The sequence below is a fragment of the Aquidulcibacter paucihalophilus genome, assembly GCF_002105465.1.
Taxonomy (GTDB): Bacteria; Pseudomonadota; Alphaproteobacteria; order Caulobacterales; family Aquidulcibacteraceae; genus Aquidulcibacter; species Aquidulcibacter paucihalophilus.
On the sequence record NZ_NCSQ01000072.1, the window covers coordinates 37587 to 62311 of the forward strand.

Genomic DNA, 24725 nt, shown 5'->3' on the forward strand with positions numbered 1-24725 from the left:
GCTATTCCGCCTCCACCACCGGCGAAGGCGCGCTGGATTGCGCCGCAGCCCGTACGGCCGACAGCCGCAACAAATTATCGGCCACTTGGGTCATGTAAGAGCTTGATGCCAAGCGCGCGCCCACCGCCATCGCATTAGCAAAGCCGCGCGCATCGGTGCCGCCATGGGATTTGATAACAAGACCATTCAGGCCCAAGAACACCCCACCGTTTGAATTGCTGGGGTCCATGCGGGCTTTCAATTTTTTCAAGCCAGACGAGGCCAAAAGCGCGCCAGCCATGGCCAGCGGGCTTGAGGTCAATGCCTCTTTCAGAAAGGCCCCCACCAAGCGGGCCGCCCCTTCGGCCGTCTTCAAAGCAATGTTGCCGGTAAAGCCATCGGTGACGACCACATCGGTCTTGCCCATGGAAATATCATTGCCTTCAACGAAACCGTGGACGTCCAAATCCAGCGTCGCGCCGTACAGACGTAATAGGCGCATGGCCTCGCGAATGTCGTCATGGCCCTTCACTTCTTCCGAGCCAACGTTCAATAGACCAATTTTCGGCCGATCCAACCCGTAGAGCGCCTTGGCAAAAGCCTCCCCCATAATGGCAAAATCCACCAATTGGTTCGGGTCAGAATCAACGTTTGCGCCCACATCCAGCACCACACAATGGCCTTTTGGCGTGGGCCAAGAAGCGGTAATGGCCGGGCGATGCAGGCCTTCCATGGTGCGCAATTGCAAATGCGCGACGGCCATCAAAGCACCCGTATTGCCCGCAGATACGACAGCCGCAGCCTCGCCCGCCTTTACCGAGGCGATGGCATTCCACATGCTGGTGCCTTTTTTGCGCATGGCTTGGCTGGGCTTGGCATCCATCGGCACAATCTCGGCTGTGTGGCGAACCTCGCTAGCCGATGCCGCGTCGGGAAGGCCCGCCAATAGGCGATCAAGGGCCGCCTGATCGCCGTGTAAAATAAAGCGCGCGCCAGGGTTTTCGTGCGCAAACAGGTCCACCCCCTTCAGGATTGCATCTGGTGCGTGATCCCCGCCCATGGCGTCGATCGATAGCGTTAAGCCACTTGTCATCCCGTCTCCTTGGGCGTTTGCCTCTGCGCCTTCGCCGACGAAGCCGTCAGCACTGCGAGGCGGCATTACCCACACACTTGGCGAAACTCCATGACATTATTCAGACGATTCTGGTCAAATCGCTGCAGTTTCCATGGCTTTTCAGCGTGGCAGGGGCAGTTCGCCCCGGAGAAGAGTGTCGTCTGCAACCCCTTGCAGGTCAAGCGTCCAGTCACGGATGCGTGAGGCCAATTCAGCAGCAAAGCCTTGTGCTGCAGGGTCTTTCTCCAGCACATGGACGCCGATGGCTTCGGCCAGAACGCCCATTTGTTCGCCCTCGGGCAATTGCAGGGCACCGGTATAGATCGCCATACGGCCATAAAAGCTTTCCGCCAGCTTTCTGATTCGCTTGCCCACCGACAGATCACCCACGCCTAATTCGCGTAAAGCATGATCGAGGGCCGAAAACATGATGTTGAAGACCTCTTGCGAGGTCTCTTCGGCTTGATCGCCGCGCTTGGACAGGCGGGCAAACAGCACCGAGGCATGCAAAGCCAACAGCTCAAACCGGCCATCGGGGCTATCGGGGACGCGGCCTTCCCCATAGAGATCGGGGTCGCGGGCGGCTAAACTCAACTGATCATAAAGCGCGCGGGCTGCCTGTTTGATGGGCTTTTTGCGAAACAGGCGAGAGATCAAATTTGTGGGCATAGGGGACCTGTACGGGGAGAAACCAACCGCCCACACACCTGTGGGTCGGCTCTAAACACTTCAAGATGAAGCTGGAACGTGAACCTTAGGCTTGAACCTTACATTCCGGCGGGCTAGGTCAAGGCAAGCACTGCGGGCTTTGCCATATTTTTGGCTCAAGGTGCAGAGACATCTACAGCGCTGTGACAGGTACAGCATCAATTCTTTGGCATTTTTGCCATAATTTGTTGCCAATTGCGCGTTATGGGCAGGCAAAGCACGAAGCAAGCACCCCAATGGGGCCGGCTTAAATGGGATACACACGATGCGCGGAAGAAATTTGGTTGCTGTTGCTCTGCTCTGTGGCACCTCGCTTCTAGGGGCTTGCACTGGCGTGATTGACCGGCGCGGTTTCCTTGCAGACGAAAGCCAAACGGCTGCCTTCCAAGACGGGGTGGACACCAAGGAGACCGTGTTGAGCCGAATGGGCAATCCGTCGCAGACCGGCACCTTTGACGAGCAGACGTGGTATTACATTTCCTCCATCCAAAAGCAGACGGCCTTCTACCGCCCCCGTACGATGGAACGCACCATTGTTGCCATCTCGTTTGATGACTCAGACAAGGTAGCAGGTGTGCGCAAATACAGCCTCGCCGATGGCCGCGTGATTGATTTCGACACCCGCCGCACCCCGACCCGCGGCCGCGAAGTCACCTTCCTTGAACAAATCTTCGGCTCCATCGGCCGCGCCCCCGTCCAACTCCCCGGCTCTGACCCCAATCTGCCGACTTCTGCGGGTGGTCCCCGCCGGAATTAGGGGTGAGCGGTAGCCGCGCTCAAGCCGCCTGCGACACAACCTTATTCCGCCCGCTGCGCTTGGCCACATAGAGGGCTTCGTCGGCACGTTTGAGGACGGATTCGTAGTCGAGCTCGCTGTTTTTGGCGACCGCGACGCCAACTGAGCAGGTTACTTCCAAAGTGTCGCGGGCCGCACCAATGAAGAAAGCGGCCTCTTCGATGGAGGCGCGCAAACGCTCTGCAATCATATTGGCGTCGTTGGCATTGGTTTCGGGCATAATGACCACGAATTCTTCCCCGCCATAACGGCAGGCTAAGTCGCGCGGCCGGAAGTTCGAGGCCAAGCGCGCGGCAAATTCGCGGATCACATTGTCGCCAGCATCATGGCCGAACAAGTCGTTGACACGCTTAAAATGGTCGATGTCGGCAATCAGCACCGAGACGGGCGGGCCACCGCGCGCGGCGCGGGCCAGCAAGGACTTGAGCTGGCTTTCCATATAGCGGCGATTGTGCAGGCCGGTCAGTTGGTCAGTCACGGCCAATTCCATGCTCGAATCCACCGTCAAGCGCAGTTGATCAATATGACGCTTGCGTTTGATTAGGGTTCGGGTGCGGGCCAACAATTCTTCATCATCAATTGGGCGATAGATGAAGTCGTTCACGCCCACTTCGAGCGCGCGCAGCGCTTTGACTTTTTCTTCCGGCTCGCAGATCGCCAAGATGGGTAAGCTGCGGGTGCTTTCTTGGCCGCGCACATGGGCGGCAAGGCGCAGGCCGTCAAAGGATGCACCCGCGGCGGAGATAATCATCAATTCGACGGTCGATTGCCCCATCGGCCCCAATTCGTTGGAATCCTGCATCAACATGGGGCGCTGCTCGACTTCGAGTGTGCGCTTTAAGCGCGCAGCCCGGCGGGGGTCATCTTCCACGATCAGGATACGAGCATTGAGGCCCAATTCGCGATTAGCCCCGCCTTCAATCACGCCCATGCGGCGACCGGCGGCTTCACGCAATCGCAATTCGTCAGCCACAGCCTTAAAGCGGGCGAGCGATTTAACCCGCGCAAACAGGGTAATGTCATCAATCGGCTTGGAGAGGAAATCATCGGCCCCGACAGCAAGACCCTTAACCCGGTCCTCGCGCTGGTCGAGTGCGGTGACCATCACCACGGGAATATGGCGTGTGGCGGGATCTTCCTTCAGCCGCTTACAGGTCTCAAACCCATCAAGGCCCGGCATCATCACATCGAGCAGGATGACATCGGGATTTTCACGATTGGCTTTGACGATGGCATCTTCGCCCGAATTAGACGTGATCACCGTATAATATTCATGCTGAAGCTTGGCTTCGAGCAAGCGAACATTGGGTTCGACATCATCCACAACAAGAACACGTGCCGTCATTGGTCTATCCTATGAACTTACGCACAGCGCCAATGAAGGTGGCCACAGAAATGGGCTTCGAGAGATAATCTTGGCAGCCGCCCTCACGAAAACGCTCTTCATCACCCCGCATGGCAAAGGCGGTTACGGCAATGATTGGGATACTGGCCAATTCATCATCGGCCTTCATCCAACGCGTGATGTCGAGGCCAGAAACTTCTGGCAATTGAATGTCCATCAAGATGAGATCGGGTTTTTCAGCGCGCGCGAGATCCAGCGCCATCAGGCCGTCGCGCGTTTCCACCGTGCGATAGCCAAAGGCTGCTAAAAGATCACGGAACAGCCGCATGTTGAGTTCATTATCCTCAACAATCATCACGGTTTTTTGCGCCTTTGGCTCGGCCAAAGGCTGTTCCGTTTCTTGAGTTGCGACCGACGCCGCCATACTCCGCTCCAATCTTTTTGCTTAGAGTGACCCCAAGCTTGAAATGTGCTTGTATCGCATGGGAGTTAATCGAGCCTTGCCAAGTCTATGCCGCGATTGTTTTTATCAGGACGTATCTCAGGGTAGCGAACAGGCGTTGCGCTGCCCAAAATGCGGCTCGAGACGGCAAATCAGCCACAAAAACCTGCAAAGCTTTTCTATTGCCCACATTGATTGCGATGCCTTTTATGCAGCAATCCACAAGCGCGATCAGCCCGACTTGCGCGATAAGCCCGTCATTGTCGGCGGTGGGCGGCGCGGGGTGGTGGCAACTTGTTGCTATCTTGCGCGGGCTTCGGGTGTGCGCTCGGCCATGCCTATGTTTAAAGCCCTGAAACTCTGCCCAGACGCGACCGTGATTTCCCCCAATATGGCCTTGTACGCCAAGGAGGGACGCGCCATTCGTCAAGCCATGCAGGCCCTGACGCCCCTGGTGGAGCCTGTTTCAATTGACGAGGCCTATTTGGATTTATCCGGCACGAGCCAAATGCATCAGGGTGCCCCTGCCCGGACTTTGGCGCGCTTTCAGCACAAGATTGAGAGCGAGATGGGCCTGACTGTCTCGATTGGCCTTTCGTGCAACAAGTTTCTCGCCAAAACAGCCAGCGACCTCGACAAGCCACGCGGCTTTGCGATTTTGGGGCCAGAAGATGTGGCCGAGATTTTGTGGCCAAGGCCTGTGGGTTTTCTCCATGGCGTAGGTCCCGCTTTTGCCAAGGCCCTGAACCGGGATGGTTATCAGCTGATAGGTGACCTTGCAGCGGCAAAACCTGAAGATCTGACCCGTCGTTATGGCGATGGCGGCACGCGGCTGGCTCATATGGCGCGCGGCATCGACCACCGTCGCGTAGAACCCGATAGCGAGCGCAAGTCCATCTCGTCAGAAACGACCTTCCATCATGATTTGAAGACTCTCGACGAATTAGAACCGATCTTACAGCGCCTGTGCGCCAAGGTCGGCGAGATCAGCCGTGCCAAAGGCCATGCGGGCCGGGTCGTAACGCTGAAGCTCAAGACATCCGGCTTTAAACAAGTGACGCGGCGGCTAACCTTGTCAGAACCCACGGCGACGGGCCGGGTTGTGTTTGATGCAGCGCGGCCCTTGTTAAGCGCGGAAATCGCAAAAGGCCCGTTCCGCCTGATCGGGGTTGGGCTGTCAGACCTCAGTGCGCTGGAGGGTGCGGATCAAGGTGATCTGATAAATACCCAAGCGCCTAAGCGCGCGGCCCTAGAGCGCGCCCTCGATTCAGTGCATGCGCGCTATGGCAAGGGCGTCGTCAAGACCGGCATGTGACGCATCCAGACTGCAACCAATCGGGCCTGCACTGCGTAAAGAGGCCCAGAGGAGATTATCATGGCCAAGCCCGCCCGCTTCAAAGTTGAAAAGACCGATGCCGAATGGAGAACGATCCTGACGCCCGCTCAGTTTCAGGTCGCCCGCCAAGAAGGCACAGAGCGCGCCTTTACCTCGCCCCTCAATGATGAAAAGCGCAAAGGCACCTTCCATTGCGTTGGCTGTGGTACCGCTTTGTGGGCGAGCGAAGACAAATTTGACTCCGGCACGGGTTGGCCCAGCTTCACAAGGCCGATCTCAGCCGAAGCGGTTGGAACCAAAACCGACTGGAAGCTGTTATATCCTCGCACCGAATGCCATTGTGCCACTTGCGGGGCCCATCAAGGCCATGTGTTCCCCGATGGTCCAGCTCCAACCGGTCAACGCTGGTGCATCAATGGCGTGGTTTTGGTGTTCCAAGCCAGCGACGATCAGGCTGGCTGATCGGCTAATTTAGCTTCCAAGCCCAATAGGCACTGGCGGATAAAGGCAGCGTGCAGCACAATGCCGATTTCCAAACGCTCATCGGTCAAAACCACTTGTTGGGCCAAGAGCCCGGCGACGAATTGTGCTTCGTGAAAATCGCGTGCGCCCACCCGCTTGCGCGCGCGGTCTGACATATAGACTGGGCCGCCGGAATTGCGGGCAAAGACGGCAAAATCCATCAAAAAGGTTGGAAAATCAGCGCTGGGCCACAAGGGGTAAGACGCAACCCTTCCGGCCCGCAGGATCGGAAAACCAATTTCATTGGCCGATAAGCCACGGGGATAGCCCAAAGCCAGCATTTCATCGCCGGGCTGCACATCATAGGACTTAAGGGCCTCATCATCGGCCAATTGATCAAAGCCAATCGCCCAATCATGGGCATGGGCAGGCGGGTTAAGGTCTAAAGCGGCGATATCGCGATCCGCATGGCGATGCCACAAAGGCGCACCAGTCCGATCACGAATGCGGACCGGGGCGGGTTCGCGATGCCAACGCCCTTCGTCATCCCTACGACGCCAATGGATAGAGGCCTGCTCTTGCTGCATCCGGTCCAACACATGGCCTGCTGTGACCAGCGCCAATCGCCCGTCCACACCAGGCAATCGCACAAGCCAGCCCGTGCCAACGGTCGTCGCACCATCATCTTGACGCTGATCCAGCTTAAACGTCGCCCGCATCAAGGCCATATTCAGATCCATGTCCGGGGTCCTTTTCAGGGGGCTTTCATGGGCGGCGGAGTGCCAATTTGAAAGCTAAAGGCTTGGCGTGCTTTTGGAAATAGGCCGGACATGGCCATGGGCTGCGTAAAATCGAGCTTGCACGAATTTTTTCAAACGTGACGCATGCGTCAGGGGGTGACAAGCGCCGCAAAATGTGGCCCCATGCAGGTAATGAGCATCGCGTAAAAAGATCTCGATCTTGGGAGAACTTCTATGGCCGACGGCAATTTCAACCCTGCAGAGTTCAAATCGGTGCAAGAGCACCACGCCAAACGGGCTTGGTCTATTCCCTTGGAAGAGATTGATGTCGCCCTGCCCGAACTCTGGACCCATGATTGCCACTGGCCCTATTTTGAGCGCCTGCGCAAAGAAGACCCGATCCATTGGTGCGTTAGTCAGGAAGAAGGGGTCGGCGGCTATTGGTCCGTAACACGCTATAAGGACATTATGGCGGTGGATACCAACCACCATCAATTTTCCTCCGACGCTTTTTTGGGCGGCATCACCATTGTGGGTTTCGATGACGATTTCATCCTGCCCATGTTCATCGCGATGGACCCGCCCAAGCATGATGCCCAGCGCAAAGTCGTCCAGCCCATCGTGGGCCCAGACAATTTAGCAAAAATGGAACGCACAATCCGTGAGCGGGTCAATCTGATCTTCGACGAGTTGCCGATCGATCAAGAATTTGACTGGGTGGATAAGGTCTCGGTCGAACTGACCACCCAAATGCTGGCCACCCTATTTGACTTTCCGTGGGAAGACCGCCGCAAGCTGACCCGATGGTCAGACATTGCCACCGCTCAACCCATTCCAGGCGGGATTATCGAAACTGAAGATCAGCGCCGGGCAGAGCTTTTTGAATGCCTCGCCTATTTCACCAATTTGTGGAACGAGCGGGTCAATAATAGCGGCGGCAATGATTTGATCTCCATGCTCGCCCATGGCGAAGCCACCCGTAATATGGAGCCATTGGAATATCTGGGCAATCTGATCTTGCTGATCGTGGGCGGCAATGACACCACACGCAATTCCTTGACAGGCGGGCTTTATGCGCTTTCGAAAAACCCTGAGGAATTCAAGAAACTACGCGCCGATCCTTCCATCATTCCGAACATGGTGTCTGAAATCATCCGCTGGCAAACCCCGCTTGCCCACATGCGCCGTACCGCCCTGGAAGATGTGGAATTGGGTGGCAAGCTCATAAAGAAGGGCGACAAGGTCGTCATGTGGTATGTCTCGGGCAATCGGGATGAGGAAATGATTGAGCGGCCAAATGATTTCTGGATCGACCGGCCCCGTGCACGTAACCATTTGTCCTTTGGCTTTGGCATCCATCGCTGTGTCGGCAATCGCTTGGCCGAAATGCAACTGCGGATTGTTTGGGAAGAGGCTTTAAAGCGTTACTCCGACATTCAAGTTGTCTCAGAACCCACCCGCATCCGCTCTTCCTTTGTGAAGGGCTATGAGTCCATGCGCGTGATCTTGCGGAAGTGAGGTGCATGCAGGTGATGGCGAAATCCCCCCTCACCCGCGTCAGCCGATCTTTGGTTGTGCTGAGCCTAATGTGGCTTGGCGCTTGTGCAGCCGCATCCTCCCAGACAGAACTCAGCGCTTCAACGCCATCATGGCGGGCCATCTGCCAAGCGGCAGAGCCTGACATATTGCCCAATAGCCCGATCCTGACCACGTCCATCCAGTTCGCCGATGGTCGTGGCAGTGGCAATGAAGTGACCGAGGCGATGCGCACGGGGTTTGGCCAAGCAAGCTTTCAAACCACATCAGAGGCTCTCGCAGAAGGGGCAGCCTTACCGGCCCAGGATAGCCGCCGCTGGAACTTAGTGCCGCTGAGTGGTCAAGCAGGCCCTGTAACCTTTGTACTGGCGCCTGTTGGTACCCCGGCCTGCAACGGGTTTGAGCGTGAGATCGCCGCCCAACGGACCACGCAAAGCACCGGCGATCCGATGCGCTTTTACACCGACCGTCGCCTCCCACCCGCACCGCCTGGTGGACGCAATTGGTGTGTCGCAAGCCTCATCGGCGCAGATCCCGAAGCCGTGGTTTACCGCCGGAAAGTCGATCTAATGGCTGTGCCGCGCGCCCATGTTACCCGCATCGTCGAAACTCTCGAGCAAGCCAATGACAACCCGGGCGAGCCCGCAAGAATCTTAGCCCGTCGTACCTTCTTGCAAAAGGTCGCCCTCGACAAAAAAGGTTTCGAGACGGGAATGGGCAAGGATTGTGCGGGTAAGGCCAGCGCGCCCCAGCCTGCCTTGGTTGGTGTGAACGGGATTGCGCTTCGCCCCTTAAACCCGCCTAATCTTGTGACCGCCCCAACGGCCAAGGCAGGTTGAGCTGGGCGTTGATTTCATCAGGCAACACGATTTCACGACCATCATGGCCGAGGAGAATCGCAGCGCCCTAAACCCCACTTGGCAGGACGACCCTTGGTGAGCAAGGTGACAGGGCTTGCCCGCCTTTCCCAGCTAAACTGGCAAAGGAGTGGCGGGGATGGGCGGCGCTCACACAGAACGCGAGGCCAAGCGCCTCTAAAAAGGCTTATGACTGTGCTCTATCAGCCACGAGCAGGCCAATATGGGATAGGAACATATTTATTCAGCAGCAGGCGGGTCTAAAGCTGCCACCCACTGTTGAGTTCTTTTCATCTTTCCCCTATAGCCCCGCCTTCATGAAATCTCATGCGCCGCCTGCATCATGTAGGCGGCGCAGTTTTTACACACCAACGAACGGAGACCGGGGATGACCGGCATCGTGATCAATGTTGAAGTGCGGGAACGCACTGGTACCGGTGGCGCTCGCCAGACCCGCCGTGAAGGCCTTGTGCCCGGCATCCTTTATGGCGGCAACAAAGAGCCTGTGGCGATTGCCGCTTCCAGCAAGGAATTGCTGAAAGCGATCCGCTCTGGCAAATTCTTGGCCCACATGGTTGATTTGCACCACAGCGGCGAAAGCCAGCCTGTGATCCCACGCGACGTGCAGTGGGACCCCATCACCGACATGCCTGTCCACTTTGACCTGTATCGGGTTGAAGAAGGCTCGGTGATCTCGGTGGATGTGCCTGTGCACTTCCAGAACCAAGACACCTGCCCCGGCATTAAAAAGGGCGGCACGCTGAACGTCGTTCGCCACACGGTGGCTCTGGACGTGCCAGCTGGCAAAATCCCAGAAGAATTGGTCGTTGACTTGGCTGGCCGCGACATTGGCGATGTGATCCACATCTCAGCCGTGCGCATGCCAGACGGCGCACGCCCAAGCATCCGCGACCGCGACTTCACTGTTGCGACCATCATCGGCCGCGGTGGCAAGCAAGACGAAGCAGCCGAAGAAGCATAAGCTTTTTTGGATGTTTGTGATAAAAGCCCCGGCATCGTCCGGGGCTTTTTTATTGTGATCATGAGGTGATCAGATGTTTCTATTGGTTGGGCTCGGCAATCCCGGTGCCAAATATGCCAAGAACCGGCACAATATTGGCTTCATGGCCGTGGATGAGATTGCGCGGCGCTATCAGTTTGGTACCGAACGCAACCGCCTACAGGGCTTGGCGCGCGAAGGCCTGATTGAGACTGAGGCCGGCCCGCAGAAAACCATCATCGTTAAACCTCAGACTTTTATGAATGAGAGTGGCCGGTGTGTGGGTGGCTTTATGACGTTCCATAAAATCCCCATCGCTAAGGTCATTGTGTTTTATGATGAAGTCGAACTCGCGCCGGGTAAGTGTCGGGTCAAAATTGGCGGTGGCACAGCGGGGCACAATGGCTTGCGGTCTATTGTGGCCCAATCGGGTTCTGACTTCAAACGCGTCCGCTTGGGTGTTGGCCATCCCGGGCGCGAAAAAATGCTGAGCCATGTGTTGGATGATTTCTCAAGCGCCGAAATGGTCTGGGTCGACAGCTTATGCGATGCCATTGCCCGCACGACCCCCCTTTTGTTGGAGGCCAAGCACGACCACTTCCAAACAGAAGTCTCTAAACTCTCCCCTGCCCCACCGATTCCAGCCTGGCTGCGCGGTGGCACGGGTGACGGAAACTAGGCCAGTTCTAGGGCGCATAAACCACGTCTTGCAGAATAAAGCCTAGGTTGTATGAGTCTCCTATCCCATACTTGAGGATAGCGAGCCCGATGCCCCTTCTGATTCTTTCCTTTGTTATTCAGGTCACTTTGATCATTCACGTCCTGCGAACAGGGCGACCCTTTTGGTGGATATTCTTCATTCTGTTTGCGCCCGGTATCGGCTCAGCCGTTTATGTTGTGCTTGAGATCCTGCCCCATACAGGCCTCTTTTCCATCATGCGCAAAGCCGAGCGCCAGGTGAGTAACGCTTTAGACCCGACGCGGGAATTGCGGGCGGCGCAAGAAGCCTTTGACCTGACACCGACGATGGGCAACCGCCTACGCTTGGCCCATGCCAGCGCCGAAATCGGCGACTTTACCAATGCCGAAAGGCTTTATCGGGACTGCCTTGAAGGCCAATTTGTCGACGACCATGCAGCCCTTTTGGGCCATGCCCGCGCCTTTGTAGACCTTGGCCGCCACCAAGAAGCTTTAGACCGCATCAACCGTTTGCGGGATTTGGGCCATGAGGGGCCAGCAGAAGCCCTTATCTTTGCACGCGCTGCAGAAGCCTTGGGCCAGAATGAGGAGGCAGAAGAGGCCTATGCCTTTGCCGCACCGCGCATCCCAACGCTGGAAGCCCACGCCCGCTATATTCGCTTTCTGCGCCACATGGGCAAAGACGTCGACGCCACGCGTGAGTTACAGGAATTCGATGTGCGCCTGTCACGCGTACCGCGCCATTTCCAATCCGATGCGCGAAAGTGGCGCACCTTGGCGGTTGCGTAAGCCCTGCCATTGATGGGTGCTTTTGGACGGCAAACTGTCTAAGACACGGCACGCTTTTCTCGCGCAATCATCGCGCGCGCCACCTCAGTTACGGAAGACCTCCATCATGGGATTCAAATGCGGCATCGTGGGCCTGCCCAATGTTGGCAAGTCCACATTGTTTAATGCTCTCACCAAGACAGCCGCCGCACAGGCTGCCAATTATCCCTTCTGCACGATTGAACCCAATGTGGGCGAAGTGGCGGTACCAGAGCCGCGCCTGAACGCCTTAGCTGCGATTGCAGGCTCTAAAGAAATCATCCCAGCGCGCATGAATTTCGTCGATATTGCAGGCCTTGTGCGCGGTGCTTCCAAAGGAGAAGGCTTGGGCAATCAGTTTCTAGCCAATATCCGCGAATGCGATGCCATCACCTATGTGACCCGCTGCTTTGTCGATGAGGACATCACCCATGTCGAGGGCCGCATCGACCCCCTCGCCGATCTAGAGACCGTCGAAACCGAACTTATGCTGGCTGATTTGGAAAGCTTGGAAAAGCGCATCCCCAATCTCGAAAAGAAAGCCAAACAAAGCGACAAAGACGCTAAATTGACGTTGGAATTATGTCTTGAAGCCAAAAAGCTCTTGGATGAAGGCAAGCCCGCCCGCCTGTTTGTGCCGGCCAAGGAAGACCAAAAAGCCTATGACATGTTGCAGTTGTTGACGGCAAAGCCGGTCCTTTATGTCTGCAATGTGGATGAAGCCTCGGCTGCGACCGGCAACGAATATTCGGCCAAAGTAGAAGCCTATGCCCAAGCCCATAAAGCGACAGCCGTTGTCATTTGCGCACAAATGGAGGCAGAGCTTGCGGCCCTTAATGATGAAGAGGCCGCAGAATATCTTGAGGCCGCTGGCCTTGATGAGCCGGGCCTCAATAAGCTGATCCGATCTGGCTATAGCTTGTTGGGCCTACAAACCTATTTCACTGTCGGCCCTAAAGAGGCGCGCGCCTGGACCATCCATCGTGGTTGGACTGCGCCCAAGTCTGCTGGCGTCATCCATGGCGATTTTGAAAAAGGCTTTATCCGCGCCGAGACCATTGCCTATGATGATTATGTTGCCTTCAAGGGCGAAACTGGCGCGAAAGAAGCGGGCAAAATGCGCCTAGAAGGCAAGGAATATGTGGTAAAGGACGGCGATGTGATGCATTTCCGCTTCACGTCCTAGCGCATCGCTTCGCGGGCGCGATCTGCCGCAATTGCGCCAACCAATATGTCGCGCCAAACCCGATACCCCGCTTCGGATGGGTGCAGGCCGTCATAGAATAAGGTGCTATTCTGGCTTCCTTCTGGATTAAGGAAATGGGGATAGAGATCGACAAAGGTTAGATAGGCCTTTTGCTTATCCTGTTCGGCAAAGGCCTTAAGTTCGCGATTGACCGGGATCACAATATCGCGGGTTCGCGCCACTTCTTGGGTCGGCAGCAAGGATTGCAGAATGATCCGGGCCTTGGGTTGGCGGGCATGGACGCTGGCGACCAATGCTTTCACCCCTGCGACAATGCTGGCATCGGCCGGTGTCTCACTGGCCCAAGAATTATTGATCCCGGCCAGAATGACCACATAATCCGGCTTCAACCCCTTATGATCCAGTTGGCCGAGGCCGCCTTGGGCTTTGGGCTGAATACGGTAAAGCATATGCTCAAGGCGGTCGCCAGAAATGCCCAGATTGATCGCCTTGAGGGCCGGGTCTTGGCCCGCAAAAGTCGCATCCCAAACCGCCCGACCATTCGTGACACCGGGAAACCACAAATTCTCGCCCATCAGGAAAAAGTCGGTGATGGAATCGCCCAAGAACACAAGCCGATAACTCGATAAGCCTTGTTTATCCGCCAATTGCGCTTCCATGGAGGCTAAGCGGGCTTGCCAATATTCAACCCGGGCTTGCGGTACCTCTGCCTTAAACTGGGCTTGGCTCTCGCCAGGAAAAACCAATAATAGCAGCGGGATACACAGGACAGCACAGAAGCGGACGAAACAAAATTGGCGGCGAGTGCCGGCAGGATCTGTCAAGATATTATCCCTTTTATCGGGCTAGCCCCGATATATATTGGTTTGACCACCAACGAGGTTTGAGAGCAACTGCAGCTCTACCTCACGACGGCGATAGTCAACCACCAAAGTCTCAACCTGGCTTAGAATATCCATTCCCACCAGCATGGCGGGGGTGTTTTCAAGGCCCCAAAGCTTAAACACGGGCGCATCAGCGGCCACCACGGTTAAGCGGCGAATAATGAGGCCGATAAGGTTAAACTCTGGCAGATTGGCCCACACCCCATTGAGTTGTTGGTTGGTGACCCCGAGTATGACGGGGGCTTCTTCAGGGCGGGTTCGCCTTCTGGCGCGCGCGCTGAGTGCGTTGAGCATGGCCATATTGACGATGGTGGTATCTCCGCCCGTGTCCAAAATGCATTTAGAGCGAAGATTGCCCACCCGCCCCTCTGCTTCAATCAACAAACCATGACGCAATTTGACCCCAACCGATATGGGCAGTCTTCGTGGACGCCGTGAGGTCGCAGGTTCCAGATCGACCGTTTTGCGGCTGAAGTTGAACCGCACCCGCCGATTAGCAAACATGTCCATGCCAAGGATACCATCCAGCTTGTCTAAGGCGGGGGCATCGATAATGGCGACGGTGAGGTTGTTGGAAACACTCCGCCCGGTTTCAATCTGGGCGATTTTGGCAAAATGGGCCTGACTAGAGCCGGTGACACCATGGACGGTGCGCATCGGCAATTCTGCCAATTCTAGAGCCTTGGCAACCCGCGGACTTAAAACAGATGTGTTCGACCCGGTATCGACAACAAATTTGAACGGACCTTGACCGTTTAGCTTCACTTCGGCGGTTGGACGGCCATAGAGATCAATCCATGTCTGCAATGTCACGATCGGGGTCTGGCCGGTTACCGTGACAGTTTCACTTGCCGCAGGCGGGGCTTTTTGCGCCCAAACAGGGCCAGAAAAACCAAAACCTATCAGACCGGTGACTAGGTCGCGACGCTTGAGTGCCATGCCTTACCCCTTTGGTTCGCCACAGACGAGACACAGGGATCATGGACCAGATTTTCGAAAAGGAAAGCCCGAATTTCCTTCTCCCTGCCAAAGGCTTAACTCAGGGCCCGCCGACCAAAGCCCCCGTTAGCAGGCAGGGGCTGGCCAAACCTTAGCCCGTTTGCCCGCCCAGTTTCAGATGCAGGTGCCGGCTCGATTCGCAGCATCAAGACAGGATTGGGGTCAATCATCCCCCTATCGCGCAGCCGCACCCGCACATAATCATGGTCTGGCACATAAAGTGGCATGTCATCACGAATTGGCGGCCCATGCAGGATCAAAAAATCCGTCACAGCCAAGACCCGCTTTTCAATCTCAGCGCGCGGCAGAATGGAGGGAACGGTTTCGAGTTCACGGCCAAAAAAGGGTGCAAGGCCCTTGGAATGATAAATCAGGCTGGGCATGCCTTGGGGACTCAAGGGCCCCTCGACCACGTGCCAAGTCAGCCAATGGCCTACTTTGATTTCAGGAATAGTGAGGCGCAGGGCGGTGCGTTGAAAGGCTTGAGGTTCAATACTGACATGGCCGGTTTTCCAGATCACTTCTTCTACCGGCACGATCGAGATCAAGGCCGAGGTTACCATGCTAACAGCGGCGGCTACGGCGAGCGCCTCGGCTGGATGGTGGGCATCTTGTTCAGAACGCACCACGACATGGGTGTGAATCTTAGGGTGGGAGTCGCGCAAGCCAAACCAAGCCGGACATAAGGCATCTAAATCCTCGCTTTCCGCCAATTTAGGTGGTCCCGGATAGAGATGGACGGAAATTACATTTGGGCCAACCGACAAAAAGCAGGGTCCACCCTCGCCGCCAGCGGCAAAACCGCCTGGACGCACAACGCCCAATTTGGACGTCAGCGATGGAAACAAGCCACTCAACCTCGCCAAGATTTGATCATGGGCAAAGTCAACGCTATGGGTCAGAGGCAATAGTGCGACAAAACGTTCATGCATTTCGATGGCTCCCACGTGCACAGTGAACCAAAAGGTTCCTTCGCGAAGTGGGTTGGATGATGACTTAAGCCCCGGTCGTCATCCCAACCAGTCAACACTATCGCCACGGCCACTTACAAAGGTCCTAAAGCCCCTCATAAAATGCCATGTAAACGGTGGGAAACCCCGAATTTCTGGGGCCTTTTGCAGTATGGGCCGCTCTAAGCCAACGCAAGGCCCAATTGGTCAATGTCGGCCAGCTTTTGGTGAAAGCCAGACCAGTCGTCTTGTTCAGCGATGCGAGCCCATAAAGCTTCCACCTCTTCAATCACCAGACTGGCTGGTTCTGCTGTTTGGAAATAGGCATGGCTCAAACGCTCTGGCCGCTCTGGCGCGAACTGGTCTAGCCAGGTCACCCAAGCCTTAAAGTCTTCCCCTTGATAGAATGTCGCCCGCGGCCCGGCCATGGCGCGCGCCTCGCTGGCAAGGCCGCCAAACCAGTCATGGAAAAAGCCGTCCCAAGACACGCCAGATCGGGCCATAAAGGCAAACATGGCATCCAACATGGTTCGGCTGTCTTCAGCCTTAGGCGAAACCTTCAGGCCAAGACGACGTAGGAGGGCTGCCTGTTGGGCGTGCGCGAAGGCCGGTGGATAGGCGCGAACGGCTTCGGTCAGGCTCTCAAGCTCGCCAATCGGGGTTAAGGCGCCGGCCAATTGCTTTAAGTTCCACAGCCCCGCTTCAGGCTGGCGGCCATAGGCATAAAGGCCAGTCTGATCGAAATAAGCGGCGGTGAAATTGCCGTCTGCAACTGGCAAGAAGCGCCACGGGCCATAATCAAAGCTTTCGCCCGTCACATTCATATTGTCGGTATTAAGGACCCCATGCACAAAGCCCGCGGCCATCCAGCCAGCCACCATCTCTGCCGTGGCCAAAGCTACTTCTCGGACAAGGGCTGCAGCGCGCGCTGGCCCCTCCAAGTCCTGAAGGTGCGGATAATAGAGCGCGACACAATGGTCGACCAAAGCGGTCAAGCGCTCGGGTGCGTCGAGAAAGGCGTGACGCTGGAATGTGCCAAAACGCACATGGCTATGCTGCAATCGTACCAAGACGGCAGAACGTGTCGGCGATGGCTCGTCCGAGCGGATGAGGTTTTCGCCGGTCTCAATTAGGCTTAAAGCCTTCGACGTGTTGACGCCCTGGGCTTCTAACATGCGGGCGGCCAAAACCTCCCGCACGCCCCCCTTAAGGGTCAGACGACCATCGCCTTGCCGCGACCAAGGTGTCTGACCAGAGCCCTTGGTGCCCAGATCCAACAGCCGCCCGTTTTGATCGCGAAGCTGACCAAACAAAAAGCCCCGCCCGTCGCCCAATTGCGGATTATAGGTGCGAAACTGATGGCCGTGGTAGCGCATGGCCACTGGCGGCTGGGCCATATTCGGCAAGCTCTCGAAACGACCAAAATGGGCAACCCATTCCGCATCACTTAACGTGTCTAAGCCTACACGCTGCGCAGCACGTTGGTCGCGCCACACCAGGCGATGCATGGGAAATTCTGCCACCTCAACCGGATCGCCAAACTCTGGCCCTAAGCCATAAAAGTGCGGATCGGGCTGATACGTGCTGGAGACCGGCATTAGAGGCTAGGCCCAGCGACACCGGCTTCGGCGAAGGTTGCCATCCCGGCATGGCACGCAACAGCCGACTTGATGATTTGAACCGCCAAGGCTGCCCCGGTGCCCTCCCCCAAAGCCATGCCGAGGTCTAAAATCGGCTTTTTGCCTAAACGGGCCAAGAGCGCGCGATGGCCGGGCTCGGCCGAGACATGACCCACGATACAATGATCGAGCGCCTCAGGGTTCATGCGGTGTAAGACGGCTGCGGCGGCAGCCACCATAAAGCCATCAAGAACAACCGGAACCCGTTGCAGACGGGCGGCAAGGATTGCGCCAGCCATGGCGGCAAATTCGCGCCCACCAACACGGGCCAGCACCTTCAGCGGATCATCGCGATCCTCGCCCAAGCGCGCCACGGCCGCTTCCACCACCTCGCGCTTCGCGGCTAGGGCTTTGCCCTCAACGCCCGTACCGGGCCCTGTCCAGGCGCCCGCCTCGCCCCCATAAAGGGCCAATGCCAGGGCGGCAGCAATTGTGGTGTTGCCGATGCCGACCTCACCCAGAACCAAGAGGTCGGTTCCTTCTGCCAGCACTTCCATGCCATAAGCCATGGTCGCCACACATTCCTGCTCGCTCATGGCATCGGCTTCAACAATATCGGGTGTGGGTTTGCCGACCGCCAGATCATAGACCTTCAGGCCTGCCCCGGCTTGCTGGGCCAGAACCGAAATAGCCGCCCCACCAGCGGCCATGGCGTCAATCATCTGCCGCGTAACTTCTTGGGGATAGGCAGAGACACCGCGCGCGGCAACGCCATGGTCGCCCGCAAAAACCGCAACAATGGGACGCGTGACTTGCGGCGGGCTCTTGCCCGTCCAAGCTGAAAGCCAATTCGAAATATCCTCTAAGCGGCCCAACGCCCCCGGTGGTTTGATCAATTGGCTTTCGCGCCACGCGGTGCGGGCACTGGCCTCTTCATCGCGGCCGGGCAAGTCGTGAAGCAGGGCTCGGATATCGTCGAAGGGCTGTTTGGGAGCTGCGCAGGCATCATGGGGCATGGGTGTGATCTAGCGCGCAATCGGTTGGCAATAAAGGCCAAGGCGGGCGGGAAAAAACAGCCCGCCCTGTCGATCCTCAGTGCGACTTCGGCGCCACAGTGTGTCAGGTTCGATCAGCCATTAAGTATTATCATCTCGAAATTTCAGACTGTTCGTCTACAAGATCGAAAAGTTGTTCCCACAAGATGAGCCAAAGTTGAGTCGCGCCATGCGCATTATTGATGACGCCAGAATTTGCTTGATATTCTTTACACGTTTGCCCGTAACTTGGCCGGAGGATCTGCCGAGAGAGCGCATCACGCGCGCGTTCCAAGCAGCCCCCGTCGCTGGCCTCGTAACCGGGATCATCGGGGCATTGACCTATGGCCTGGCGATGTGGCTGTTCAACGGCAGTGTGCATATTGCAGCAACTTTGGCCGTTGCGTCGCAAGTCCTCACCACAGGTGCCTTTCATGAAGATGGCTTTGCCGATTTCTTTGATGGTGTTGGCGGTGGCAAGACGGTCAGCGAGCGGCTCGCCATTATGCGCGACTCGCGGATTGGCACGTTTGGCGGGGTGGCGCTTTTACTTGCCATTATTCTGAAAATCTTTTTGGTGGCTGAGATTGCCCAAGCGTGGCAGGCAGGCCTGTGCCTGATCATCAGTGGCGCATTAGCGCGCACGGCTTTGGTGCATGTCATGACCCTGTTGAAGCCTGCAACCGATGACGGCATTTCTGCCTCCGCTGGCCAGCCCACCGCGACCGAGGCAACCACAGCCACCGTGATTGGGGCGGTGATCGCGGGGGTTAGCGTCATCCTCGCCTTTCAATTGAGCTTTATTGGCCCTGCCATTGGCGCTGTGATCGGCACGATCTTGGGCGCGGGTGCCATTGCCATGACCGCCCGCAAGCATTTGGGCGGGCAAACGGGGGATGCTTTGGGAGCGACCGCGATTGCAGCCGAATTGGGTGCCTTGGCCGGGATTGTTGCCTTAATCCCTGCATTTGGCATGTAACGTGGCCGAACCCATCGCCACGCCCTGTATCAAGGTCTGCTGTGTAGAGCCCCAGTCCGGCCTATGCTTGGGCTGTTACCGCACCCTGCCGGAGATCGCGCAATGGATGCGCTTTTCGCCTGACCAGCGCGCTAGCATTACAGCTGACCTGCCTAGCCGTCGTGACAGGCTAGACCCTATGTATCGGACTTAACGCACGCCAAAGATGCGAGGCGCTTGTTTCGGTGCGCTCGGTTACATGCGTTCTGGGGCTTCGATCCCAAGCAAATCTAAGGCAATCAGCAATTGCGTCAGGGTTGCTTTGGCCAAGGTCAGCCGAGACGCCCGCACATCGGTTTCAGCCGCTGTCATGATGGGACAGGCCGCATAAAAGGCCGAGAATGCCCCGGCTAAGCTATAGGCATGGTCGGCCAGAATATGCGGGGCGCGCTTGTCATAGGCCCCACGAAGCGCATGCTCAAACCCATCCAATACCAAGATCAAATCGCGTTCTGCGCCCTCAAGCTTGACGACGGGGCCCGCCGCAAAGCCTGCTTCATCGGCTTTGCGCAGGATGGATTTAATCCGCACGGCGGCATAAAGAAGGTAAGGCCCTGTCTTGCCCTCAAAGCTTAAAAACCGATCCAAGTCAAAGATATAGGACGTACCGCGGAAATTCTGCAGATCGGCAAACTTCAAGGCTGCAATGCCCACCTTATGGGCAATATCGGCGCGCTCTTCATCTGGCCAGTCGGTGCCGACGCCAGCCTCATCAATCTTGGCTTGGGCTTTTTCCTGCACTTGGGTGATGAGGTCATGCAGCTTTAGAACGCCACCTTCGCGGGTCTTAAAGGGTTTGCCATCTTGGCCATTCATGGTGCCAAAGCCGATATGGTCCAGACCTTCACGTGGCATATAACCAGCCTTGTCTGCCGCACGAAACACGGTTTCGAAATGATCAGCCTGACGTTGGTCGACGCAATAGATAATCAAATCGGTCTGAAAGCGCTTGACCCGATCCACAATGGTCGCAAGGTCGGTCGTGCCATACATGGCAGAGCCCTCAGACGAGACAACCAGCAACGGCGCAACATTGGGGCCTTCGCCACCATCCTTCTTAGGCACCAGTTTGTCATGCACAAACACAACCCGCGCGCCCTGATCATCCTGCAACAACCCCTTGGCTTCGAGGTCCTTGATCATGTCCGGGATTAAGGGATCTGCATCGCTTTCGCCCAGCCACAAATCAAAGGTGACACCAAGGGCGGCAAACTCACGCTCGAGTGCGCCACGCGACACCGCCACAAAATGCTGCCACAGCGCCCGATAGCCGGGCCGGCCGGCCTGCAGCTCTGCCGTCGCTTTACGGGCACGGTCGCGCGCTTCCACATCCGTTTTCGCCAGCGCCGCAGCCGCGGGATAAATCCGCTCTAAATCAGCCAATTGAACGGGGCTCACGTCTGGATAAGGCCCGGCAAAATCGGCGTCAAAATAAGGCAGGTCGGGCATTTCTTGCGCTAAAGTCGCAATCAACAGGCCCATTTGAAAGCCCCAGTCGCCAAAATGCGCATCGCCCCAAACCTGATCGCCGCGGAAGCGATAGAGACGCTTAATGCTGTCGCCAATAATGGTCGCACGCAAATGGCCGACATGCATGGATTTAGCGACGTTTGGCCCGGCATAATCGACGATGACGCGGCGCGGCACTTCAACGACGCCTGCGCCAGCGCGTGGGTCTTGCGCGATCGCTGCTGCCTGGCTGACCAGAGCGGCATCCGACAGGGTGATGTTCAAAAAGCCAGGGCCTGCGACTTCTACCCGCGCAATATCGCGATCATGCGCCAGTCTTGCCGCAACGGACATGGCAACCTCACGCGGGTTCTTGCCGGCCTGTTTAGCCCCGGCCATCGCGCCATTACACTGAAAATCACCGAATTCAGCCTTTTGAGCCCGAACAACCGCGCCCAAATCCGGGCTTAAGCCCAGATCAGCAAAGGCATTACCCAGCTTAAGGGCTAAATGATACGCAAAATGGGTCATGCATCAGGCCTTTAGCGCGGAACGCCAGCATCCACGCGGAAGCGCTTACCATTGCGGTTGAACTCCAATTGCTCGGGCGTCAATTCAAAGCCTACCAGCACTTCAAAATTGGCCCCGGCAATATCCTTATTGGCACGGGGGATTTCGATGGTGATGGGCAAAGACTTCAAGGCAACCCGGTCAGAGCCTGCCGGAATCACAACGCGCTGGGTATAGACTTGACGGCTGATGACGGCGATGTCCTTGCGCGTCACGGTGACCCAATAATTGGCGTCCTTAAAAGCCCCTTTGGCCTTGGGGCCTTTGCCAAAGGCCATATCTAATTGCAGATTGATGGTGATGGGATCTGCGCCAACATAGCGGCAATCGGAATTCACATTCAAAATCTCGCCCGTATAGCCGACATTCTCAAACCGCTCTGCCCCGTCAAGTTCGACAAAGCGTTGGGCGTCATACAAGACACGCACCGCTGGGCAGGGTCCGACATTGGCCACGCCGGAATCACTGCCGAGGGCCTTGGCCACGCCAGAGAAGAAACCGCGCTTGCGGGGTGGCCCGACGGGGGCCTCCAAGGTTTCTGCATCCCCTGCTTTCGCTTCAACCGTAGGCTTAGGCGCGTCTGCAGCAGGCGCGTCGGCTTCGGTCATGGGCGGGGGAGCCTTATTACGGCCGTCGCGATTGCCCATGAAAGGCAAGGACGAACAAGCGGCAAAAAGGATGGACGAAGTGATCACAAAGGCAATAGCTTGGGGGCGCATGTTGCATTCCACAGAAGAAGCGAAGCAGACCATCTTGGCACTGCCGCAATTATAGACCATGTCTTTAGAGGTCAGTCTTGTTTCAAGCAACGCAATGCGGCGCCAACAAGGCAATGCCACCGGAGAAATCATGTCGGAAGTTACAGCCCTTGCCCGTCCATTGACGATTTTGCTTGCAGCCCCGCGCGGCTTTTGCGCTGGTGTGGACCGTGCCATTCAGATTGTTGAGCGCGCGATTGAGAAATGGGGCGCGCCGGTCTATGTCCGCCACGAGATCGTCCATAATGTGCATGTGGTGGAACGATTAAAGCGACTAGGTGCTGTTTTTGTTGAAGAATTGGCCGAATGCCCCACCGATCGCCCGGTCGTCTTCTCTGCCCATGGCGTGCCCAAATCGGTGCCGGAAGAGGCCTCGCGCCGCAACATGATTTATGTCGATGCGACCTGCCCCTTGGTATCCAAAGTCCATGTGGAGGCCCAACGGCATTTTGATGCAGAGCGTGAAATTGTTCTCATCGGCCATGCAGGTCACCCAGAAGTTATCGGCACGATGGGCCAATTGCCGCAAGGCGCGGTCACCTTGATTCAAGATGTGGCCGAAGTGGCAGATTTTCAGCCAAAAGACGCTAGAAAGCTCGCTTTTGTGACCCAAACGACGCTGTCGGTCGATGATACAGCCGAGATTGTCGGCGCATTACAGGCCAAATTTCCCGAAATCTCGCCGCCGCATAAGGAAGACATTTGCTACGCGACGACGAATCGCCAAGAGGCGGTCAAAGCGCTAGGGGCCAAAGCTGACCTCCTCTTGGTCATTGGCTCAAAAACTTCGTCCAACTCTATTCGGCTGGTGGAAGTGGGCCTTCGCGCCGGGGCGAAAGCCGCCCATTTGATCGATGATGCCCATGGCATCGACTGGTCATGGTTTGACGGAATCTCCACCCTGGGCCTCACCGCCGGGGCCAGTGCGCCAGAAGATTTGGTCGAAGCGGTGATTGCGGCCTGTCAGGCACGCTTTGGCGTGACGCTGCAAGATGTGGAAGTCACGCGCGAAGACGTCATCTTCAAACTACCGCGCGTGGTCGCGACGGCGCAGGACTAAACGCCGACTAATTCTCGGGCCAAATTCTGTAACACCCCCCTCCCCAAACCGCCGCGCGCCCGCTAAGCATAGGCCGTGCGGTCCCGTAGCTCAGCAGGATAGAGCAATCGTTTCCTAAACGATGGGTCGGGGGTTCAAGTCCCTTCGGGACCGCCATTTTTTGTGCAACCCCTTTTTGAGTGGCGCGCCTTCAGAGACCGATCAAGCTGAACTCTGGGCTACCGTTCCAAGCGAGCATCCAGGATGCGCCTGGTCTCACATTCTGCACGGCACCCGGATCAAAGGCGACGAAGCATTGCCCATTCTTACGCCGGACAGATGGATAAATAAGGCCACGATGGCCAGCGCGCCTAAGATCGGCTGCCAAAGCTTGGCCCGCTGGATAGCCCCGGTCTGGATCGGCATCCAGCGCAGGGTTGGTCGGATCGGCGCAAAGATCGGGGAAGTCGCCGATGAAGTCCGCCAGCAATTCGATATATTGCACCTTAAGCTCGAACCGGTTGATATAGCCAAGCTCGCGCGTGCGATGAAATCCGACTTCCGCGACCGAGGTCAGGGCATCCCAAGCGCAATACCAAGCGCCGCGCTCGCCGCCGTTAAATCGATTGCCGCCTGCACGCGTATAGGTGAAAGCCGCGTTCACATGGCTTTGACCATAGAGCTTCAAATCCTGCGAGCGCCGCTCAAAAGCCAATTCGCGGCGATCTAGCGCTGGACTACCCTCCCGCTCTGCAATCAATCTTGCGTTCGTCTCTCCCTCAAGTTCGGCGAGAATTGCAGCCTCGTCATCCGTGTCGACCAAGCCTCGCAGGATCGGCGGCTTGTGATGCGCCGCAGGAATGAGACGGACGAGAGCCCGATCCTTGACAGAAGTTATCTTCAAAGGCCGCCCCTCAGGGCGTCAACATAGGCACGGACCCGAAGTATCTTTGGCAGTCCACCGCTAATCATGGAATCCATTGGACGGACACCGTCAAATTCTGGCCCTCGATTGGGGAGTTTCACCCACTCGCGTGAGAGCGCTTCGTCGAAGTAAATTTCAAGGGACTTATAAAGTCCGACAATGGCGCTGAGCCTTAGCATCTGATCGCGTGACAATTCACCAGCATAGGTGGGAGATTTGGCACGCTTCCACGTCGACTCTGACATGTCCGCCAACGCGGCCGCCTCGCTCTGCGTAAGAGACCAAGCTTGCGCTATGCGTGCATAAGCCTTCAACGCGACTGCTTGAACATCAACCGATTGCCGTGTTTTAACCAGAGTGGACATCTTAAGGGCTCCAAAGCAACTTCAGGATAAGGCCATATGACCTAAAATGCAAGTTCAAAAGAACCAAACCATGAGTGCTGTGGTCTT

The 24725-nt window shown here is 56.8% G+C and carries 26 protein-coding genes and 1 tRNA gene; 13 read left to right on the forward strand and 14 right to left on the reverse strand.

The features are described from left to right. Position 1: 1 nt before the first annotated feature. Both plsX and B7364_RS06260 read right to left on the reverse strand, forming a co-directional pair. Positions 2-1138, reverse strand: coding sequence for a phosphate acyltransferase PlsX (gene plsX, locus B7364_RS06255; RefSeq protein WP_332835075.1), 1137 nt, complete (start codon positions 1136-1138; stop codon positions 2-4). Between the two features lie 75 nt (positions 1139-1213). After that, on the reverse strand, positions 1214-1762 hold the full coding sequence (locus B7364_RS06260) for a ubiquinol-cytochrome C chaperone family protein (protein ID WP_085339080.1): 549 nt from the start codon (positions 1760-1762) through the stop codon (positions 1214-1216). A 304-nt stretch (positions 1763-2066) separates the two neighbouring features. On the opposite strand from B7364_RS06260, the gene B7364_RS06265 reads away from it, so the two are divergent. Next, the gene (locus B7364_RS06265) at positions 2067-2558 is read left to right on the forward strand and encodes an outer membrane protein assembly factor BamE (protein ID WP_085339081.1); all 492 of its coding nucleotides are present in this window, start codon (positions 2067-2069) and stop codon (positions 2556-2558) included. A 19-nt stretch (positions 2559-2577) separates the two neighbouring features. Here B7364_RS06265 and B7364_RS06270 read toward each other — a convergent pair whose 3' ends face one another. Next, on the reverse strand, positions 2578-3942 hold the full coding sequence (locus tag B7364_RS06270; RefSeq protein WP_085339082.1) for a PleD family two-component system response regulator: 1365 nt from the start codon (positions 3940-3942) through the stop codon (positions 2578-2580). A gap of 4 nt (positions 3943-3946) precedes the next feature. Continuing rightward, entirely contained in the window at positions 3947-4366 is a 420-nt protein-coding gene (locus tag B7364_RS06275; protein WP_085339083.1) for a response regulator, read from the reverse strand. Positions 4367-4442: 76 nt separating this feature from the next. On the opposite strand from B7364_RS06275, the gene B7364_RS06280 reads away from it, so the two are divergent. Beyond that, the gene (locus B7364_RS06280; protein WP_232780827.1) at positions 4443-5699 is read left to right on the forward strand and encodes a DNA polymerase IV; all 1257 of its coding nucleotides are present in this window, start codon (positions 4443-4445) and stop codon (positions 5697-5699) included. Between the two features lie 60 nt (positions 5700-5759). Next, entirely contained in the window at positions 5760-6182 is a 423-nt protein-coding gene (gene msrB, locus B7364_RS06285; RefSeq protein WP_085339084.1) for a peptide-methionine (R)-S-oxide reductase MsrB, read from the forward strand. Here the strand turns inward: msrB and B7364_RS06290 are convergent. Further along, on the reverse strand, positions 6170-6922 hold the full coding sequence (locus B7364_RS06290) for a S1 family peptidase (protein ID WP_085339085.1): 753 nt from the start codon (positions 6920-6922) through the stop codon (positions 6170-6172). The two genes, msrB and B7364_RS06290, sit on opposite strands and share 13 nt — an antisense overlap. A 234-nt stretch (positions 6923-7156) precedes the next feature. Between B7364_RS06290 and B7364_RS06295 the strand changes: the two genes are divergently transcribed. The 6 genes from B7364_RS06295 to ychF all read left to right on the forward strand — a co-directional run bounded on the left by B7364_RS06295 (position 7157) and on the right by ychF (position 13007). Then, positions 7157-8440 (forward strand): cytochrome P450, encoded by a 1284-nt coding sequence (locus tag B7364_RS06295; RefSeq protein ID WP_085339086.1) that lies wholly within the window; start codon positions 7157-7159, stop codon positions 8438-8440. 14 nt (positions 8441-8454) lie between these two features. Beyond that, a complete protein-coding gene (locus B7364_RS06300; protein WP_157893537.1) occupies positions 8455-9297 on the forward strand; it encodes a hypothetical protein in 843 nt (280 codons plus the stop codon). Positions 9298-9703: 406 nt separating this feature from the next. Continuing rightward, on the forward strand, positions 9704-10297 hold the full coding sequence (locus B7364_RS06305) for a 50S ribosomal protein L25/general stress protein Ctc (RefSeq protein WP_085339089.1): 594 nt from the start codon (positions 9704-9706) through the stop codon (positions 10295-10297). 73 nt (positions 10298-10370) lie between these two features. Further along, complete coding sequence (gene pth, locus B7364_RS06310) at positions 10371-10994, forward strand: aminoacyl-tRNA hydrolase (RefSeq protein ID WP_085339091.1); 624 nt, start codon at positions 10371-10373, stop codon at positions 10992-10994. Positions 10995-11083: 89 nt separating this feature from the next. Beyond that, the gene (locus B7364_RS06315; protein WP_085339093.1) at positions 11084-11803 is read left to right on the forward strand and encodes a hypothetical protein; all 720 of its coding nucleotides are present in this window, start codon (positions 11084-11086) and stop codon (positions 11801-11803) included. Between the two features lie 106 nt (positions 11804-11909). Beyond that, positions 11910-13007, forward strand: a complete 1098-nt coding sequence (gene ychF, locus B7364_RS06320; RefSeq protein ID WP_085339095.1) for a redox-regulated ATPase YchF — start codon at positions 11910-11912, stop codon at positions 13005-13007. On the opposite strand, the gene B7364_RS06325 is transcribed toward ychF, so the two are convergent. The 5 genes from B7364_RS06325 to cobT form a co-directional block, all read right to left on the reverse strand. Then, a complete protein-coding gene (locus B7364_RS06325; protein WP_157893538.1) occupies positions 13004-13852 on the reverse strand; it encodes a GDSL-type esterase/lipase family protein in 849 nt (282 codons plus the stop codon). The two genes, ychF and B7364_RS06325, sit on opposite strands and share 4 nt — an antisense overlap. Before the next feature lie 21 nt (positions 13853-13873). Further along, the gene (locus B7364_RS06330; RefSeq protein ID WP_085339099.1) at positions 13874-14851 is read right to left on the reverse strand and encodes a retropepsin-like aspartic protease family protein; all 978 of its coding nucleotides are present in this window, start codon (positions 14849-14851) and stop codon (positions 13874-13876) included. A 95-nt stretch (positions 14852-14946) separates the two neighbouring features. After that, a complete protein-coding gene (locus B7364_RS06335; RefSeq protein ID WP_085339100.1) occupies positions 14947-15843 on the reverse strand; it encodes a hypothetical protein in 897 nt (298 codons plus the stop codon). A gap of 200 nt (positions 15844-16043) precedes the next feature. After that, the gene (locus B7364_RS06340) at positions 16044-17459 is read right to left on the reverse strand and encodes a protein adenylyltransferase SelO (protein WP_085339101.1); all 1416 of its coding nucleotides are present in this window, start codon (positions 17457-17459) and stop codon (positions 16044-16046) included. Then, positions 17459-18496: a nicotinate-nucleotide--dimethylbenzimidazole phosphoribosyltransferase gene (gene cobT / locus B7364_RS06345; protein ID WP_085339103.1), complete on the reverse strand. Its 1038-nt coding sequence runs from the start codon at positions 18494-18496 to the stop codon at positions 17459-17461. The genes B7364_RS06340 and cobT overlap by 1 nt, the downstream gene beginning before the upstream one ends. Before the next feature lie 208 nt (positions 18497-18704). Between cobT and cobS the strand changes: the two genes are divergently transcribed. Together cobS and B7364_RS06355 are read left to right on the forward strand one after the other, a co-directional pair. Continuing rightward, complete coding sequence (gene cobS / locus B7364_RS06350) at positions 18705-19493, forward strand: adenosylcobinamide-GDP ribazoletransferase (RefSeq protein ID WP_157893539.1); 789 nt, start codon at positions 18705-18707, stop codon at positions 19491-19493. Position 19494: 1 nt separating this feature from the next. Next, positions 19495-19686, forward strand: coding sequence for a DUF1289 domain-containing protein (locus B7364_RS06355; RefSeq protein ID WP_332835076.1), 192 nt, complete (start codon positions 19495-19497; stop codon positions 19684-19686). 41 nt (positions 19687-19727) lie between these two features. Here the strand turns inward: B7364_RS06355 and argS are convergent, their stop codons facing one another. Together argS and B7364_RS06365 are read right to left on the reverse strand one after the other, a co-directional pair. After that, positions 19728-21512: an arginine--tRNA ligase gene (gene argS, locus B7364_RS06360; RefSeq protein WP_085339107.1), complete on the reverse strand. Its 1785-nt coding sequence runs from the start codon at positions 21510-21512 to the stop codon at positions 19728-19730. Between the two features lie 11 nt (positions 21513-21523). Continuing rightward, positions 21524-22270, reverse strand: coding sequence for a hypothetical protein (locus B7364_RS06365; protein ID WP_157893540.1), 747 nt, complete (start codon positions 22268-22270; stop codon positions 21524-21526). A gap of 130 nt (positions 22271-22400) precedes the next feature. On the opposite strand from B7364_RS06365, the gene ispH reads away from it, so the two are divergent. Then, positions 22401-23369 carry a 4-hydroxy-3-methylbut-2-enyl diphosphate reductase gene (gene ispH, locus B7364_RS06370; RefSeq protein WP_085339208.1) on the forward strand — a complete coding sequence of 323 codons (969 nt, stop codon included), beginning with the start codon at positions 22401-22403 and terminating at the stop codon, positions 23367-23369. A 79-nt stretch (positions 23370-23448) separates the two neighbouring features. Next, positions 23449-23525 (forward strand) — tRNA-Arg (locus B7364_RS06375). 34 nt (positions 23526-23559) lie between these two features. On the opposite strand, the gene B7364_RS06380 is transcribed toward B7364_RS06375, so the two are convergent. Next, positions 23560-24252: an RES family NAD+ phosphorylase gene (locus B7364_RS06380; protein ID WP_085339111.1), complete on the reverse strand. Its 693-nt coding sequence runs from the start codon at positions 24250-24252 to the stop codon at positions 23560-23562. Continuing rightward, positions 24249-24638 (reverse strand): MbcA/ParS/Xre antitoxin family protein, encoded by a 390-nt coding sequence (locus B7364_RS06385; RefSeq protein ID WP_085339113.1) that lies wholly within the window; start codon positions 24636-24638, stop codon positions 24249-24251. Before B7364_RS06385 ends, B7364_RS06380 begins: the two co-directional genes overlap by 4 nt. Positions 24639-24725: the final 87 nt, after the last annotated feature.

Coding starts and splice junctions, on each gene's coding strand:
- plsX (WP_332835075.1), bottom strand. CDS start 1,138: ATGCCGCCTCGCAGTGCTGACGGCTTCGTCGGCGAAGGCGCAGAGGCA.
- B7364_RS06260 (WP_085339080.1), bottom strand. CDS start 1,762: ATGCCCACAAATTTGATCTCTCGCCTGTTTCGCAAAAAGCCCATCAAA.
- B7364_RS06265 (WP_085339081.1), top strand. CDS start 2,067: ATGCGCGGAAGAAATTTGGTTGCTGTTGCTCTGCTCTGTGGCACCTCG.
- B7364_RS06270 (WP_085339082.1), bottom strand. CDS start 3,942: ATGACGGCACGTGTTCTTGTTGTGGATGATGTCGAACCCAATGTTCGC.
- B7364_RS06275 (WP_085339083.1), bottom strand. CDS start 4,366: ATGGCGGCGTCGGTCGCAACTCAAGAAACGGAACAGCCTTTGGCCGAG.
- msrB (WP_085339084.1), top strand. CDS start 5,760: ATGGCCAAGCCCGCCCGCTTCAAAGTTGAAAAGACCGATGCCGAATGG.
- B7364_RS06290 (WP_085339085.1), bottom strand. CDS start 6,922: ATGGATCTGAATATGGCCTTGATGCGGGCGACGTTTAAGCTGGATCAG.
- B7364_RS06295 (WP_085339086.1), top strand. CDS start 7,157: ATGGCCGACGGCAATTTCAACCCTGCAGAGTTCAAATCGGTGCAAGAG.
- B7364_RS06300 (WP_157893537.1), top strand. CDS start 8,455: ATGGCGAAATCCCCCCTCACCCGCGTCAGCCGATCTTTGGTTGTGCTG.
- B7364_RS06305 (WP_085339089.1), top strand. CDS start 9,704: ATGACCGGCATCGTGATCAATGTTGAAGTGCGGGAACGCACTGGTACC.
- pth (WP_085339091.1), top strand. CDS start 10,371: ATGTTTCTATTGGTTGGGCTCGGCAATCCCGGTGCCAAATATGCCAAG.
- B7364_RS06315 (WP_085339093.1), top strand. CDS start 11,084: ATGCCCCTTCTGATTCTTTCCTTTGTTATTCAGGTCACTTTGATCATT.
- ychF (WP_085339095.1), top strand. CDS start 11,910: ATGGGATTCAAATGCGGCATCGTGGGCCTGCCCAATGTTGGCAAGTCC.
- B7364_RS06330 (WP_085339099.1), bottom strand. CDS start 14,851: ATGGCACTCAAGCGTCGCGACCTAGTCACCGGTCTGATAGGTTTTGGT.
- B7364_RS06335 (WP_085339100.1), bottom strand. CDS start 15,843: ATGCATGAACGTTTTGTCGCACTATTGCCTCTGACCCATAGCGTTGAC.
- B7364_RS06340 (WP_085339101.1), bottom strand. CDS start 17,459: ATGCCGGTCTCCAGCACGTATCAGCCCGATCCGCACTTTTATGGCTTA.
- cobT (WP_085339103.1), bottom strand. CDS start 18,496: ATGCCCCATGATGCCTGCGCAGCTCCCAAACAGCCCTTCGACGATATC.
- cobS (WP_157893539.1), top strand. CDS start 18,705: ATGCGCATTATTGATGACGCCAGAATTTGCTTGATATTCTTTACACGT.
- argS (WP_085339107.1), bottom strand. CDS start 21,512: ATGACCCATTTTGCGTATCATTTAGCCCTTAAGCTGGGTAATGCCTTT.
- B7364_RS06365 (WP_157893540.1), bottom strand. CDS start 22,270: ATGCGCCCCCAAGCTATTGCCTTTGTGATCACTTCGTCCATCCTTTTT.
- ispH (WP_085339208.1), top strand. CDS start 22,401: ATGTCGGAAGTTACAGCCCTTGCCCGTCCATTGACGATTTTGCTTGCA.
- B7364_RS06385 (WP_085339113.1), bottom strand. CDS start 24,638: ATGTCCACTCTGGTTAAAACACGGCAATCGGTTGATGTTCAAGCAGTC.